Origin of the sequence: Virgisporangium aliadipatigenens (genome assembly GCF_016863615.1) — a bacterium.
In the GTDB taxonomy this organism is placed as follows: Bacteria; Actinomycetota; Actinomycetes; order Mycobacteriales; family Micromonosporaceae; genus Virgisporangium; species Virgisporangium aliadipatigenens.
Map to the genome: position 1 here is coordinate 32842 of NZ_BOPF01000009.1, position 15158 is coordinate 47999.

Genomic DNA, 15158 nt, shown 5'->3' on the forward strand with positions numbered 1-15158 from the left:
CGACGCCCGGTGCCAGGTCCCGCCGCGGGAAGGGTGCGAAAATACCCGTGCAAGTTTCGTGAAATGTTCGGTAGCGTGCCCGGTCGCGCATCCGGGTCAAATGACACTTCCACCCGCGATCGTGCGCGTGCCCGCCGACGAACAGGCGGGCCCGGGTCAGCCCTTCAGCGAGCCCTGCAGGAGCGCGCTGATGAAATGCCGCTGGAAGATCAGGAAGACGACCAGGGTCGGCGTGAGGATCAGCAGCGAGCCGGCGCAGAGCAGGACCTGGTCGGTGCCCCACTGGCCCTGGAAGGCGCCGAGGGCACCGGCCATCGTGCGTTCGGTCGCGTCGTCGACGAGGACGATGGCCAGCAGGAACTGATTCCAGGTCCAGAGGAACAGCAGAATGGTCAGGGACGCGATCGCGGGCCGGGCCAACGGGACATGCACGCGCCAGAAGAGCTGCCAGGTGGTGCTCCCGTCGACGCGGGCGGCGTCGGACAGTTCCTGCGGGACGTTGGTGAAGTGGGCGCGCATCCAGAAGACGGCGAACGGCATGTAGAGACCGATCAGCGGCAGCACGATCGCCCAGCGCGTGTTGAGCAGGCCGAGATCGCGCATCTGGTAGTAGATCGGCGTGACGACGGCCTCGAACGGCAGCGTGAGCCCGATGAGCAGGAGACCGAACGCGATCCGCCCGCCCGGTACCCGGAGGTGACCGAGGCCGAAACCGGCCATGGTGGCGATGGCGACCGAGACCGGTACCACGCCGACGGTGATGAACAGGCTGCTGCGCAGCAGCGCGGCCATGTTCGCGACGGTGAACGCGTCGACGAAGTTGCTCCACTGTGGATCCGCGGGCCAGGCCAATCCGGTCGGCACGGTGCCGCGCGGCTGGAGCGCCGCGGAGAGCATGCTGACGAAGGGCAGCAGCGTGATCAGCGCCAGCGCGACCAGGAAGGCGCGCCCGGTGAGCCGTTCGCGGCGGCTCAGCCTCATGCCTTGTCCCCCCGGGTGAGCCGCTGGATCGGCAGGACGCAGACGAGCACCAGCACCATGAGCACGATGGCGAGCGCGGAGGCGAGGCCCACCTGGCGCTGGGCGAACGCGAGCCGGTAGATCTCCAGGCCGGGCACGGTGGTCTGCAGGCCCGGACCGCCGGCGGTGGCGATGTAGACGATGTCGAAGCTGGCCAGCGCGGCGATCACGGTGACGGTGAGACAGACGCCGATCTCCCGCCGCAGGCTGGGCAGGGTGACGGCGAGGAACTCACGGATCGGACCGGCACCGTCGATGCGGGCCGCCTCGTACAGCGCGGGGTCGATCTTGCTCATCCCGGTGACCAGAAGGATGGTGCAGAGGCCGAGCAGGACCCAGGCGCCGATCATCCCCACCGACGGCAGGGCGGTGTCGAACTCGCCGAGCCACGCGCGGGCCCACCCGCCCAGGCCCACGGCCCTGAGCAGCTGGTTGATCACGCCGTTCGAGGAGAGCAGCCAGCTCCAGGCGATGCCGGCCGCCACCAGCGGGATCACCTGGGGCAGGAAGAGGATGGTCCGCACGACGGTGCCGAACGGCCCGCCGCTGGCCCTGCGGACCAGGCTCGCCACCAGCAGGCCCAACCCGACCGGGATGAAGCTGAAGAAGATGATCAGGACGAACGCGTTGCCGATGATCTTCAGCAGGTCCCCGTCGGTGAAGACGGTCAGGTAGTTGTCGAGGCCGGCCCAGCGCGCCACCCCGATGCCGTTCCAGTGGTACAGCGAGTACTGGAACGTGAGGCCGAGCGGGCGCAGCACGAAGATCGCGTACATCGCCAGGGCGGGCAGCACGTAGAGCCAGCCGCTCCAGCGGGCTGCGCGGGTCACCGAGACAGTTCCTTCGCGTACTCCGCCTGGACGGCCTTCACGTACCCCTCCGGGGTCTGCTGGCCGGCAACGAGCTTCTGCATCTCCGGAGTGATCGCGGACGCGAAGATGGCGCCGGTGGCGTTCGCGGTGAAGTCGACCGCCCCGTTCTCGGCGCCCAGCTGTTGTGCCGCCTTGAGCGTCTCGGCCAGCACGGTGCCGGCGGCGGCGGGTGGCACCGGCAGGTCGGGCGGGCCGCCGGGGCTGGAACCGCCGACCGTCACGGTGATCTCGCGCGCCTTGGGGTCGGTGTGCACCCAGTTGAGGAAGAACGCGGCGGCGCCCGGGTTCTTCGCCTTGGCGCCGATGCCGAACGTGTTCGGGGCGGACATGGCCACGTGCTTGGCGCCGGCGGTCTCGCCGGGGAAGAGGAAGAATCCGACGTTGCCGCTCATGTTCTTGTCGAGGTTGGCCGACTCCCAGTCACCGTTGAACATGAACAGGCCGTTGCCCTTCTGGAACTCGCCCACCATCGTCGTGTAGTCGATGGCGTTCGCGTCCTTGGGGAAATAGCCGGCCTGGGCCCACTTCTGGATCGTCTGGCTCGCCCGCAGCGCGGCCGGCGTGTCGAACGTGGCGCCCGGCTTCTGGAAGATCCAGTCGGCGATCCGAGCCGGGTCACCGAACTGGTTCTGCAGCGCCTGGTGCGCGAAGTTGATGCCGGCCGTGTTCTTGTTGAACTGCATGATCGGCTGCACCCCGGCGGTCTTCGCCCGGGCCAGCAGATCCTCGAACTCGGCCACCGTCGCCGGCGGTCCGGACATGCCGATCCGCTGGGCGAGGGACCTGTTGTAGAACACGCCGGTGACGCTGTAGCCCAGCCCCATCGCGTACAGCGAGCCGATGCCGCGCGGGCGGCCCCCGTCACCCACACGCAACTGCACCAGCTGCGAGGCGGGGAACCTGTTCCAGCCGTAGGCGGTGAAGTACGGGTCGAGGTTGCGCAGCAGGTTGTCCTTCACCAGGTCGACCATCGTGGGCAACCGGATGATGTCCGGCGCCTTGTCCGAGGCCAGCACGCGTGGAGCGTTTTCCACGATGACCGTGAACTGGTCCTCGCGGACGTTGAACTTGACGTTCGGGTGCTGCTTGCCGAACTCGTCGGCCAGCGCCTTCGCGAGCGGGAATCCCGTCTCGGCGTACATCTCCAGGGTGATCGGCGCATCACCCAGGTCGGTGCGCACCGGCTCGGCGTTCTGCGTCGGCGACGACTCGTCGGCACCCGGTGCGCTGCACGCCGCGTTCGCCAGGGCCGCGGCCACGAGCGGGACCGTCAGCACCACGCTTCGCCGCGACAACCGTCCTGCCGTCGATTCAGTCATCTGTGGCTCCTCGCTACGTCACCGGCCGCGCGTTCCGGGGGGTTCCGCCATGGCGACGTTGTCCGTTGACCCATTGCTAAACTGATTTAGCGCGAGCATGCGCGTGTTCGGCCGACCGTGTCAAGAACCGTCCGGCAACAGCTCGGAAACGGCGTATTCACCACACCCACCGTGCTCGCACGGCCCGGGACGGCGCATGATGTTGGGCGAGGCGGCCCGTTGACCGCCGCTGCGGAGGACTGATGAGGCACAACCGAGCGACCCTGGCGGACGTGGCGCGCCGCGCCGGACTGTCCAAGACGGCCGCGTCCATGGTGTTGAACGGACGGGAAGGCACCCGCCTCTCCGCCGAGGCGCACCAGCGCGTCTTCGCCGCCGCGGAGGAACTCGGCTACCGGCCCAACGTCGCCGCGCGGAGCCTGCGCACCCGCAAGACCGCCACCATCGCATTCGTCTCCGACGTCGTCGCCACCACCCGCTTCGCCGGAGACCTCATCCGTGGCGCGCTCGACGCGGCCCGCGAACGCGACCACGTGCTGCTCATCGCCGAGACGCAGGGCGATGCGGCGTTCGAGCAGCACGCCATCGACGCCATGCTCGACCGCCAGGTCGACGGCGTCATCTACGCCGCCATGGCCACCCGCCGGCTCACGGTGCCGCCGGCGCTGCGCACCGGTCCCGTCGTGCTCCTGAACGCCACCAGCTCCGACGGCCTGCCGTGCGTGGTGCCCGACAACGAGCGGGCCGGGCGCACCGCCGTCGCCGCGCTGCTGGACCGGGGCCATCACGACCGGATCGCCCTGATCGGCCGCAACCGCCCCAAGGAGAACGACCCCGAGATCTCCCTCGCCGCGCACGCCCGCCTGCGCGGCATCCAGGACGCGCTGGCGGAGGCCGGCACCACCCTCTGCCGCGAGGCGTTCTGCCACGAATGGCTGCCCGAACACGGGTTCAAGGCGATGCGGACGATACTGCGCCGGTCAGCCCGGCCGACCGCGGTCATCTGCATGAACGACCGTCTCGCGTTCGGCGTCTACCAGGCCCTCGCCGAGGCCGGGCTGGCCGTGCCCGACGACGTCTCGGTGGTCTCGTTCGACGACGACCCGATCGCCGCCTGGCTGCGCCCCGGGCTGTCCACCATCGGCCTGCCGCACGTACAGATGGGCCGGCGCGCCGTCGAACTTCTCCTCGACGGCAAGGCGACCGGGCCCACCACGGTACCGATGACGATGCGGCGGCGCAGTTCGATCGGGTCTCCCGCCGCCTGAGCGCCGGGCTGCGGGAGACCGCGCGTACGGGGTGGCCCGATCAGGCCTGCGGCTTGGTCCGGCTGAGCAGCCACCGCAGGATCGAGCCGTCCTCGTAGGTCGGGCCGAACGCCGCGTGGTAGTCCGGCAGCGCGAACGAGGCGTCCTCGTACTCGGTGTAGCGCAGCAGTTCCTCGATCTCCTGGGGTGTCCTGCCGCGGGCGGCGTGCGCGTCCCGCAACGCCGTGCGGGTGTTGCGCGCGAGGGAGATGTTCAACAGGTGGTCGTGCACGCCGTGGGTCACCCACAGCGGGATCCCGGCCGCCGCGATGGCCGCCGCCTGGTCGGCGTTCACCGCGAAGCCACCGGTGACGAGCCCCGCGGCGAACAGGTCGGGCCGCTTGGCGAACGCGTTCCACAGCAGCTGCGAGCCGTACGAGACGGTCGTCGCGTAGACCCGCCGCTTGTCGACGGCGAAGTCCGCGACGAACCGGTCCAGGAGCTTCACCAGCAGGTCCGCCTCGGCGGGGCCGCCCACCCGCTGGTGCTGCGGAGCGAGGATGATGACGTCCTCCGTGGTGCCGGTCCGCTGCGGTTGCAGCCACGCGGTCGCCGGTATGTCGGCGGCCACCTGCACCAGGAAGTTGTCGCCGTCCCACCCCATGCCGTGCCCGGGCAGCACCACCATCAGCGGGTAGGAGCGGGCCGGGTCGTAGTTCGCCGGCAGGTGGTAGTGGTACGGCAGCACCGTTCCACGATCGAGGAACGAGCCGTACCGGAACTCGTCGACCAGCAGGTTGACCGGCTTTCCGGTCATCTTCCGGTCCTGCTGCGGATTTCCCCTGGCCAGTACGGGACCCCTGCCGGCACCGAAGCGGGGCAGGCCGTACACGGTCTTCCGCTGGGCCACCCGGGTCGGCAGTTCGGGGTTGACCTTCACCGTGCACAGGAACGTCGGGCACTTGGAAACGACCACGGTCCAACCGGCGTTCTGGTCCGGATCGAGCTCCACGATGACGTACCGCCCGGGTATCGAACGACGGTCCGCCCGGGTGGTGGCGGCGTCGTTGGTGTAGGTGCGCACCACCGTCCGGTCGACCAGCCGGGGCAGGTCCTCGACGGGATTGAAGCGGAAGTTGTAGCGGGTGTCCCGGACGGAGAACGTCGCGTTGTCGAGCATCCGGTGATTGACGATGTCGCCGTACTCGACCGCCACCGCGGAGACCTTCTGACCGTAGGTGTAGACGGTGGTGATGGGGGTGATGCCGCGGATTCCTTCATCCGCACCGCCTCCGCCGCCGTTGTGGGCGCCGTACGCCAGTCCCGTCGTTGCCAACGCCAGGGTCGAGGCGATCGCCGCGACCCGCCTGCCGAGGTGCATTTCGCCGTCCTCTCCCGCCACCCGCGAGTCGAACCGAGACGCTCAGCGACGATCGCTAAACTGATTTAGCACGAGCATGTGCGGATCTACACACACCTGTCAAGAACGCTGCGGCGGATGCGCCCGCCCTAGAGGGTCCAGAGGCGGGGCCGCTCGGCGAAGGTCGACACCTCCTCCGGCGACGGTCCCCGGCAGAACCGGTCCTGTGCCGGCAGTACGCCACCGACCAGGAATCCGGTGGTGACGGCGTCGGTGCACGGGCCGGAGCGGAGGGCGTAGATGCCGTGGCCCCCGGCGTCGACGCTGACGAACGCCGCCCGGTCGCCGAGCGCGCGGCGCAGCCCGTAGCCGTTGCGCCACGAGGTCGACGGGTCGCGCAGGTTCTGCAGGATCAGCACGTTGCGTGGGCCTCGACCGGTCACCGCGACCGGCGGCTCGACCGGCTGCGCCCAGAACGCGCACGGCCAGATGTTGCCGGGCATGCCGGCCAGCCCCGGGTAGGCGCGGCGGTCGGCGGCGGAGTTGCGTGCGTACAGCCCGATCCCGCGCGGCCAACTCACGTCGCCGCAGACGACCGCGTACAGCACCGAGGTGACGTTGTCCGGTGCCGGCGCGGCGAGCGGGACCGTCGCGGCGGACCGGGTGGCGGGCGGCGCGGCCGGGTCGGACAGCACGTGCCAGAACTCGGCGAGGTCGCCGAAGGCCCGATCGTGCTCCAGCGTGCGGAGGTTCAGCTGGCGGAAGATATTGCCGTTGACGGTGAGCTCGGGGAAGGCGACCGGCGCGCGGTCCAACTGTTCGGCGATGCGGTAGTAGGTGCGTTCCACCGCGTCCGGGGTGGCCCCGAGGTGGTAGACGTCGTCGCGGGCCGCCGCCCATTTCGTGAAGTCGGGCAGCCGCAACGCGAACGCCTCGCTCTTGCTGCGGATCAGGCCGTACCACACGCTCGTCGGGTCGACCGCGCTGTCCAGCACGATCCGGTCGGTCCGCTGCGGGAACAGCGACGCGTAGACCGCACCGAGGTACGTGCCGTAGGAGTACCCGAGGTAGGAGAGCTTCGGCTCGCCGAGCGCCGCGCGGATGCGGTCCATGTCCCGGGCGGTGTTGGCGGTGGTGATGTGCGGCAGCAGGTCCCCGACGGACTCGGCGCAGCGCCGCGCGGTGTCCCGGGCGAAGGCGATGTTCCGGTCGATCGAACCGTCCGGCGCCGGGTACGGCAGGTACAGGTCCGGCGGCGTGTCTTCCGGGATCCCGCAACTGATCGGCGTGCTGCGCCCGACACCCCGCGGGTCGAACCCGATCAGGTCGTAGCGTTCGCGAACCTCGGCCGGCAGCGCGTCGGCCAGGTGGGCGGCCAGTTCGATCCCGCTGCCGCCCGGACCGCCGGGATTGACGAGCAGGATCCCGCGACGTTTGCGCGGATCGGCCGCCTTCACCCGGGAGACGGCGACGGTCAGGTGCGCACCGCCCATGGCCCGGTAGTCGCGCGGCACGGAGAGGTCGGCGCATTCCGTGCGGGTGTCGGTGACGTCGGCGCACGGCCCCCACCGGATGGACTGTGGGGGCTGCGCCCGCACGGGAGTGGCGGGTACGAGCGCCGCGACGACGGCGATGGCGACGGTCGATCGCAAACGTGAGAGTTTCGACATGGTCCCATCGTCACGATTCGATGCGCGCCGCGAGTCGGCCGCGGGTCGGACGCCACCCTCCGTCCCGCGGCCGACCGCCGTCATCAACAGAACTGACATATGTCACGGGCGGATGCTGCCCTGCAACAGTTCCAACGCATACCGCCGCAGGTCCGGACCCGCCTTGTCCGGGCTGCCGCTGTCGAACGGCGGATCGGGGTCGTACTCGACGACGAGCTGCGCGGCCCGGGCGGTCCGCTCGTCGGTCAGCCGGGCGGTGAGGTGCAGGGCGAGGTCGATGCCGGCGGAGACACCGGCGGAGGTCATTATCTTGCCCGCCTCGACGAACCGCCGGGGCACGTACGTCGCGCCGAAACTCGCGAGCCGGTCCGTCAACGCCCAGTACGTGGTCGCCGGCAGCCCGCGCAGCAGGCCGGCCGTGCCGAGGATCAGGGCGCCGGTGCAGACCGCGACGGTCCACGTCGTGTGCCGGTGCAGCCGCTGGATCCAATGGATCGTCTCCGGGTCGGCCTGGACGTCGGCGACCCCTCCGCCGGGCACGAGCAGGACGTCGGCCCGATCGACCTCGCGCAGGGCACGCGCGACGCCGAGGGTGATCGCGCCGGTCTCGGTGCGGACCGCGCCGCGCCGCTTGCCGACGGTCAGCACGGACGCGCCGGGGATCCGGCTCAGCACCTCGTAGGGGCCGATCGCGTCCATCGCGGTGATTCCGTCGAAGAGCAGCAGCGCGATGCGCGGGCCCGCGCTCCCGGCGGCGGTGGTGGGCGCGGCTGCGGGAAGGGCCACGCCGGCGGCCGCGGTGGCCCTGAGGATCGTGCGTCGGTCGATGTTCTCGGTGTGCACAGGAGTCTCCGTCCGGATCGGTGTGAGGGTGGTCGACGTGTGGCGGGGCACCGGTTCCCGGCCCGTCGGGACCGGTCCGGATGTGCCGGGTTCCGGTCCGGATCGGATGTGTGGGAACCGGCGCGGCCGGGCCGGGGACTACCTCCGCGTGGCTCGACAACCCGCGCATGACGTCGTCGTCGTGGTGCACGACGGCGTGGTGCTGCTCGACGTGGCCGGACCGCTCCAGGTGCTGGGCGTCGCCGGTGGCTACCGGGTGCGCCTGGCGTCGCCCGGCGGACGGCCGGTGCTGACGGACGTCGGCGTGCGCCTGCGTGCCGACGTGGCGCTGGCCCGGGTGACCGCACCGGTCGACACGCTGCTGGTCGTGGGGCGCCCGTTCCCGGCGCACACCGGTGCGCCCGCCGCGGTGGTCGACGGGGTCCGGCGCCTCGGCGCATCGGCGGCGCGGGTCGCTTCGGTCTGCACCGGCGCGCTGGTCCTGGCCGGGGCGGGCCTGCTGGACGGCCGGCGGGCCACCACGCACTGGGCCGCCTGCGCCGAACTCGCCCGGTTCCCCCGGGTCGCCGTGCGGCCCGACGCGATCTGCGTGCGGGACGGGGCCGTGCTCACCTCGGCCGGCGTGACCGCGGGGATCGACCTCGCGCTGGCGCTGGTGTCCGAGGACCACGGTCTCGACCGGGCCCGCACGGTGGCGAAGTATCTGCTCGTGTTCCCGCACCGGCCGGGTGGTCAGGCGCAGTTCGGCGCGGCGGGTCCGGAGCCGCGCGACCCGGCCCTGCGGCGGGTGCTCGACGCGGTGCGCGAACGGCCGTCGGACGGGCACGGCCTCGCCGCCATGGCGGTGCGCGCCGCCGTCAGCGAACGCCACCTGACCCGGCTGTTCCGCCGCGAACTCGGCACCACGCCGGCCCGATACGTCGAGCACGCGCGGGTCCGGACGGCACAGGCGCTGCTGGACACCGGTGCCGCCACGCTCACCGCCGTCGCGCACCGCTGCGGGTTCGGCTCCGCCGAGACGATGCGTCGGGCGTTCCTGCGGGTCGTAGGCGTCACGCCGACCGCCTACCGGCGCCGGTTCGCGAAACCGCTGGACGGCATGATCTCCGGGCGGTAACTTCGGTGGCCCGTGACACCGCCCGAGGAGGTGAGACCCATGAACGTCACAGCGAAGTGGGTGCTCCCCCTGCCGTCACGGTCGGGCGATTGACGTAGGTGTCGCCGGGAGCGCCCCGCCACACGGCACTCCCGAAAGGCAACACCACATGTATGACGTGATCATCGTCGGCTGCGGACCCACCGGTGCGACGCTGGCGGCCGAGCTGCGGCTGCACGACGTGCGGGTACTCGTGCTGGAGCGGGACACCGCGCCGACGTCGTCCGCCCGCATCGTCGGCCTGCACATGCGAAGCCTCGAGCTGCTGGCCATGCGCGGGCTGCTGGAGCGGGTCCGGGCACACGGGCGGCAGCGTCCCGCCGGCGGCTTCTTCGCCGCCATCGACAAGCCCGTGCCCGAGGGGCTCGACTCCGCGCACGCCTACCTGCTCGGCATCCGGCAGCCGGATCTGGTGCGGCTGCTGGAGGAGCACGCGATCGCGATGGGCGCGCGGGTCCGGCGCGGGTGCGCGGTGACCGGCCTCGCGCAGGACGGCGAGGGCGTGCGCGTCGAGCTGGCCGACGGGGAGCGGCTGCGGGCGCGCTATCTGGTCGGCTGCGACGGGGCCCGCAGCGCCGTGCGCAAACTGCTCGGCGTCGGCTTCCCCGGCGAGCCCGCAAGCCACTGGACGCTGATGGGCGAGATGGAGATCGGTGTGCCGCCGGAGGAGCTCGGCGCCGCGATGGCCCGGGTCGGCCCGACCGACCGGCGCTTCTGGATCCGGCCCGCCGGCGTCGGCGTCTTCAGCGTCGTGGTCCCGGCCGCCGGCCCCGACGACCCGACCCTTCAGGACTTCCAAATGCAACTGAAAGCCTTTGTGGGAACGGACTTCGGCGTGCACTCCCCGCGCTGGATGTCCCGCTTCGGGGACGCCACCCGGCTGGTCGAACGCTACCGCGTCGGGCGGGTGCTGCTGGCCGGCGACGCGGCACACATCCACCCACCGATCGGCGGTCAGGGCCTGAACCTGGGCCTGCAGGACGCGTTCAACCTCGGCTGGAAACTGGCCGCACAGGTCGACGGGACGGCCCCGGACGCGCTGCTGGACACCTACCACGCCGAACGCCACCCGGTCGCCGCGGACGTCCTGGACAACACCCGCGCCCAGACCGAACTCTCCTCGACCGCACCGGGCGCGCGGGCCGTTCGCCGGCTGCTCGCCGAGCTGATGGACTTCAACGAGGTGAACCGCCACCTGATCGAGAAGATCGCCGGCATCGGCGTCCGCTACGACTTCGGGCCGGGCCCGGAGCTGCTGGGCCGGCGGCTGCGCGACATCGACGTGCGGGCGGGCACCCTCTACGGCCTGTTGCACGGCGGCCGCGGGCTGCTGCTCGACCGCACCGAACGCCTGAGCGTCGGCCGCTTCGCGGACCGGGTCGACCGGCTCGGGGATCCCACCGCGGCGCTGGACGCGCCGGCCGTCCTGCTGCGCCCCGACGGCCACGTCGCCTGGATCGGCGACGACCAGCGGGAGCTGGACGCGCACCTGGCCCGCTGGTTCGGCGCACCCGCCGCCTGAGGCCTACTCCTGGAGCACCGACAGGATGTTGCCGGCCGGGTCACGGAACCACGCCTGCCACGGCCCCGGGTGCGCGATGCCCAGTTCGTCGGTGGCGATGGGGCCGGAGTCGTAGCGTTCGAAGACGACTCCGGCCGCCGTCAGACGCTCCACAGTGGACCGGATGTCCGCGACCGGGAAGTTGAGCACCGTGTGCGCCGCCGGCACGTGGCCGGGTTTGGGATAGACCAGCACCCCGGCGCCGTTGCCGGCGCGCAGCCACAGCAGGCCGCCGGCGTCCTCGACGGTCACACCCAGGACGTCGGCGTAGAACGCCCGCGCCGCGTCGAGGTCGTCGACGGCGAAACCGGCGTAGAAGGGCGCGTTCGTCTGGATCCCGCTCATCGGGCCACCGTATCCCGTGTACCGCCGACCCGCGCGCGTTTGCGATGCTCCACCGGTGACCGACGCACCGACCGGCTTCCCGGGAACCTTCGCCGACGACGTCATCGCCGAGAGCGCCAGGACGCAGTTCGAGGTGTTCATCGACGAGCACCGCGCCGCGCTGAACGCCTCCCTCGACGGGCTCACCGAGGAGGAGGCGCGGCGCTCGCTGGTGCCGTCCCGCACGACCCTGCTGGGGCTGGTGAAGCACGCGACCTTCGTGGAGAGGGTGTGGTTCGACGAGGCGATCACGTGCCGCCCGCGCGCGGAGATCGGCATCCCGGCCTCGCCGGACGAGTCGTTCGCGCTCGACGCGGCCGACACGGTGGCGAACGTGCGCGCGGCACACCGTGCGGCGTGCGAGGCGTCCCGGCGGGCGACGGCCGGCCTCGCCCTGGACGACGTGCTGCGCGGCAACCGGCGCGGGCCGCTCCCGTTGCGCTGGGTGTACCTGCACATGCTGCGCGAACTGGCCCAGCACTGCGGCCACGCCGATATCCTCCGCGAGCAGATCCTCGGCGCCCGGTAGCGTTCGTCGCATGCGGGTGCTCGTGGTGGGCGGCGGCGTGGCCGGTACGGCGACGGCACTGGCGCTGCGGAGATACGGCATACCGTCGACCGTTTTCGAGGCGTACGGCGCCGGCGGCGACGACGCGGGGGCGTTCCTCACCGTGATGGCCGGTGGCATGTCCGCCCTCGCGTCGATCGACGCCGCCGACGCCGTCGTCGCGGTCTCCTACCCGGCCGCCGCCGTGGAGACGTTCACCGCCGACGGCACGCATCTCAAGCACGGCGACATCGCCGGTCCGGCCCGGACGTTGAGCCGCGCCGCGCTGTACCGCGCACTTCAGGAGCTGGCGGTCGAACGGGAAATCGAGATCGCGCACGGCCGGCGGATGGTGGACGCCACGCGCACCGGCGGCGGCGGTGTCGAGGTGCGCTTCGCCGACGGCAGCCGTCGGGACGGCGACCTCCTCGTCGGCGCCGACGGCATCCACTCGCTGACCCGCCGGCTCATCGACCCGCAGGCCCCGTCGCCGCGCTACACCGGACAGCACGTCGTCTACGGCTACGCCGACGGGCAGCCGGTGCCGAGCGCACCCGACGCGTACCACATGGTCTTCGGCAGCCGCGCCTTCTTCGGATTCACCGCGCCGGGCGACGGGCGCACCTGGTGGTTCACCCGGATCAACGGCGAGAGCCGGCCGGCCGGGACGACGCCGGCGCAGTGGCGGGACCTCGCCCTGGCGGCGGCCCGCGTCGACGACGGCCCGGCGGCGGCGATCATCGGGGCGACCGGCGAGCACGTCGTCGGCGGCGACTCCTACGACATCCCGACGACGCCGCACTGGCACGACGACCGCATGGTGCTGGTCGGCGACGCCGCGCACGCCGCCTCCCCGGCCGCCGCGCAGGGCGCGTCGATGGCGGTCCAGGACGCCGTCGCCCTGGCCGAGGCCCTGCACGAGCAGGCCGAGCCCGCCGCGGCCTTCGCCGCGTACGCGGCCCGCCGCCGCCCGCCGGCCGAGGAGACCGTCGCCGCGAGCGCCCGCCTCACCGACCGCGGGGAGCCGCGGTAGCGCCCGCAGGGGTGCCGTTCGGCGGGTGGTCAGGCCGCGACGATGTCGGCCACGACGCAGGCGACGTTGTCGGGCGCACCGGCGGCGTAGGCGAGTTCCACGAGGCGCCGCACGGCGTCCTCGGGCTCCTCGGCCGCGAGCAGGGTCTCCCGCAGCGCGTCGCGACCCACCACAGTGGACAGTCCGTCGGAGCACAGCAGGTACCGGTCCCCCGGCAGCGCGGTGCGCAGCGCCAGGTCGGCCTCGACCGCGGCCGCACCGGTGCCGAGCGCGCGCACCAGCAGCGCCCGGCGCGGGTGCGCGGCGGCCTCCTGTTCCGTCATCCGGCCCTGGTCCACCTCGGTCCGCACCCAGGTGTGGTCCTGGGTGAGCGGCGCCAGTTCGCCCCGACGCAGCAGGTACGCGCGGGTGTCGCCGATGTGCACCAGGGCCAGCCGCGGGCCGCTGCGCAGGATCGCGGTGAGCGTGGTGACCGGCCGGTGGTCACCGGTGGCCGAGGCGCGCACGTCCCGGTCGGCCCGGCCGAGCGCGTCGGCGAGCAGGGCCAGCAGCTCCGCCGGCGGCGCGTCCGCCCGTTCCAGCGGCTTGAGGGCCTCGACGGCGGTGGCGCTCGCCGCGGCGCCGCCCGGCCCTCGCGCGCCGTCGGCGACGGCGAACAGGCGGTCACCGGCGTACGCGCTGTCCTCGTTGCTGTCCCGCCCGCGGCCCGTCACGCAGGCGGCGGCGTGGCGCACGGTCACACCGGAGTCGTTGTCGGACACGGCTGTGCTCCTTCCGGTCAGTTCCGCGACGAGGGCGGCGACCTGCTGCGCGCGGGCCGCGGTGTGCGTGGTGACCCGCCGCCAGTAGGCGTCGACGGCCTCGGCGGCCGCGGCCGGCGGCAGGTCGCACGTGGCACGCACGTCCGCCAACGGCATGCCGACCCGACGCAGCGCGGCGATCAGCCGGGCCCGGGCCAGTTGGGCCGGGTCGTAGAGCCGGTAGCCGTTCTCCGGGTCGACGGCGGCCGGGGGCAGCAGCCCCAGCTCGTCGTAGAGGCGCAGCGCCTTGGGGGTGAGCCGGGCCGCGCGGGCGAACGCCCCGATCGTCAGCAGCGCCACGTCACCGTCCTCCTCGCGCCGGTCGGGTGACCGGCAACCGCCACCCTTGGCCTTCCCCGAGGGTGAAGGTCAAGCGCCCGGCGAGGTGCGGTAACGGCCCGGCGCCACACCCACCGTCCGCTTGAACGCCCGCGCGAACGCGAACTCCGAGTCGTAGCCCACCCGTGCGGCGACCTCGCGCAGCGGCCGCCGTTCCTCCCGCAGCAGGCGGGCGGCGACGGCCATCCGCCACGCCGTCACGTACGCCATCGGCGGCTGCCCGATGAGCGCGGTGAACCGGCGGCTGAACGTCGCACGTGGACAGTCGACCGCACGGGCGAGCGCGGCGACGCTCCAGGGGCGCCCCGGCTCGGTGTGCACCAACGTGAGGGCCCGCCCGACCACGGGATCGTGCAGCGCGCGGATCCATCCGTCGGCGGCGCCTCCCCGCTCGGCGAGCCAGGCCCGCAGGACGTAGACGAAGAGAAGTTCGACCAGGGAGGTGAGAACGGCCGGTGCGCCCGGGTCCGCGCGCTCGACCTCGTCGGACAGCAGGTCCACGGCCGCGGCGAGCCCGGAGTCCCGGGAACGCGCCGCGGCGACGTGCACCACGGGCGGCAGCGCGGCGGTGAGCGGGTGCGCGGGCCCGGCGTCGAGCAGATAGCCCCCGCACAGCAGAACGGTGGCCGGCCCCGGCCCGTCGATGACGAGGTCGCGCGGCGGCGTCTCCCCCAGCGGCCCGCCGATCAGCTCGGTCAACGGCCGCACCGGGCTCCCCGGACTGTCCACAAGGGAGTGTCCCGCCCCGAACGGCACCAGCACCACGTCGCCGCGGCTCAGCCGCACGGGCGCGGCGCCGTCCGGGAGGAGCCAGCCGGCGCCGGCCGTCACGACGTGGCAGCTCGCCACGTGCCCGCCGTCGACACGGATGCCCCACGGCGCGTGGAACCGGTTGCGCGAGTACAGCGCGGTGCCCCGCCGGGTGGTCGCCACGATGTCCGCGACGAGGTCGGCCACGAGGTCGCGCGCGGGAGCACCGGCGAGCAGCACCATGCGCGCCAGCGTAC

At 72.6% G+C, this 15158-nt stretch carries 14 protein-coding genes; 5 read left to right on the plus strand and 9 right to left on the minus strand.

Annotation, left to right across the window (positions count from 1 at the left end):
* Window positions 1-156: 156 nt before the first annotated feature.
* Genes Val02_RS14375 through Val02_RS14385 form a run of 3 tightly spaced genes read right to left on the minus strand, consistent with a single transcriptional unit; the run spans window position 157 to window position 3211 of the window.
* On the minus strand, window positions 157-981 hold the full coding sequence (locus tag Val02_RS14375) for a carbohydrate ABC transporter permease (RefSeq protein WP_203899549.1): 825 nt from the start codon (window positions 979-981) through the stop codon (window positions 157-159).
* A complete protein-coding gene (locus Val02_RS14380; protein ID WP_239152894.1) occupies window positions 978-1850 on the minus strand; it encodes a carbohydrate ABC transporter permease in 873 nt (290 codons plus the stop codon). The genes Val02_RS14375 and Val02_RS14380 overlap by 4 nt, the downstream gene beginning before the upstream one ends.
* Window positions 1847-3211, minus strand: a complete 1365-nt coding sequence (locus Val02_RS14385) for an ABC transporter substrate-binding protein (protein WP_203899550.1) — start codon at window positions 3209-3211, stop codon at window positions 1847-1849. The genes Val02_RS14380 and Val02_RS14385 overlap by 4 nt, the downstream gene beginning before the upstream one ends.
* Window positions 3212-3453: 242 nt before the next feature.
* On the opposite strand from Val02_RS14385, the gene Val02_RS14390 reads away from it, so the two are divergent.
* On the plus strand, window positions 3454-4479 hold the full coding sequence (locus Val02_RS14390) for a LacI family DNA-binding transcriptional regulator (protein ID WP_203899551.1): 1026 nt from the start codon (window positions 3454-3456) through the stop codon (window positions 4477-4479).
* A gap of 40 nt (window positions 4480-4519) precedes the next feature.
* Here the strand turns inward: Val02_RS14390 and Val02_RS14395 are convergent, their stop codons facing one another.
* The 3 genes from Val02_RS14395 to Val02_RS14405 form a co-directional block, all read right to left on the minus strand.
* Window positions 4520-5839: a hypothetical protein gene (locus tag Val02_RS14395; protein ID WP_203899552.1), complete on the minus strand. Its 1320-nt coding sequence runs from the start codon at window positions 5837-5839 to the stop codon at window positions 4520-4522.
* A gap of 128 nt (window positions 5840-5967) precedes the next feature.
* A complete protein-coding gene (locus Val02_RS14400; protein ID WP_203899553.1) occupies window positions 5968-7488 on the minus strand; it encodes an alpha/beta fold hydrolase in 1521 nt (506 codons plus the stop codon).
* A gap of 102 nt (window positions 7489-7590) precedes the next feature.
* Window positions 7591-8331 carry a DJ-1/PfpI family protein gene (locus Val02_RS14405; protein WP_239152896.1) on the minus strand — a complete coding sequence of 247 codons (741 nt, stop codon included), beginning with the start codon at window positions 8329-8331 and terminating at the stop codon, window positions 7591-7593.
* Window positions 8332-8479: 148 nt separating this feature from the next.
* Between Val02_RS14405 and Val02_RS14410 the strand changes: the two genes are divergently transcribed.
* On the plus strand, window positions 8480-9448 hold the full coding sequence (locus tag Val02_RS14410; protein ID WP_239152898.1) for a GlxA family transcriptional regulator: 969 nt from the start codon (window positions 8480-8482) through the stop codon (window positions 9446-9448).
* A gap of 148 nt (window positions 9449-9596) precedes the next feature.
* Window positions 9597-11009, plus strand: a complete 1413-nt coding sequence (locus Val02_RS14415; protein ID WP_203899555.1) for an FAD-dependent monooxygenase — start codon at window positions 9597-9599, stop codon at window positions 11007-11009.
* Between the two features lie 3 nt (window positions 11010-11012).
* Here Val02_RS14415 and Val02_RS14420 read toward each other — a convergent pair whose 3' ends face one another.
* Entirely contained in the window at window positions 11013-11393 is a 381-nt protein-coding gene (locus Val02_RS14420; RefSeq protein WP_203899556.1) for a VOC family protein, read from the minus strand.
* A 55-nt stretch (window positions 11394-11448) separates the two neighbouring features.
* Here Val02_RS14420 and Val02_RS14425 point away from each other — a divergent pair, with 55 nt between their 5' ends.
* Window positions 11449-11961 (plus strand): DinB family protein, encoded by a 513-nt coding sequence (locus tag Val02_RS14425; RefSeq protein ID WP_203899557.1) that lies wholly within the window; start codon window positions 11449-11451, stop codon window positions 11959-11961.
* Window positions 11962-11971: 10 nt separating this feature from the next.
* Window positions 11972-13012, plus strand: coding sequence for an FAD-dependent monooxygenase (locus Val02_RS14430; protein WP_203899558.1), 1041 nt, complete (start codon window positions 11972-11974; stop codon window positions 13010-13012).
* Between the two features lie 29 nt (window positions 13013-13041).
* On the opposite strand, the gene Val02_RS14435 is transcribed toward Val02_RS14430, so the two are convergent.
* Window positions 13042-14112 (minus strand): MerR family transcriptional regulator, encoded by a 1071-nt coding sequence (locus Val02_RS14435; RefSeq protein WP_203899559.1) that lies wholly within the window; start codon window positions 14110-14112, stop codon window positions 13042-13044.
* 69 nt (window positions 14113-14181) lie between these two features.
* Window positions 14182-15144: an AraC family transcriptional regulator gene (locus tag Val02_RS14440; RefSeq protein ID WP_203899560.1), complete on the minus strand. Its 963-nt coding sequence runs from the start codon at window positions 15142-15144 to the stop codon at window positions 14182-14184.
* Window positions 15145-15158 lie beyond the last annotated feature (14 nt).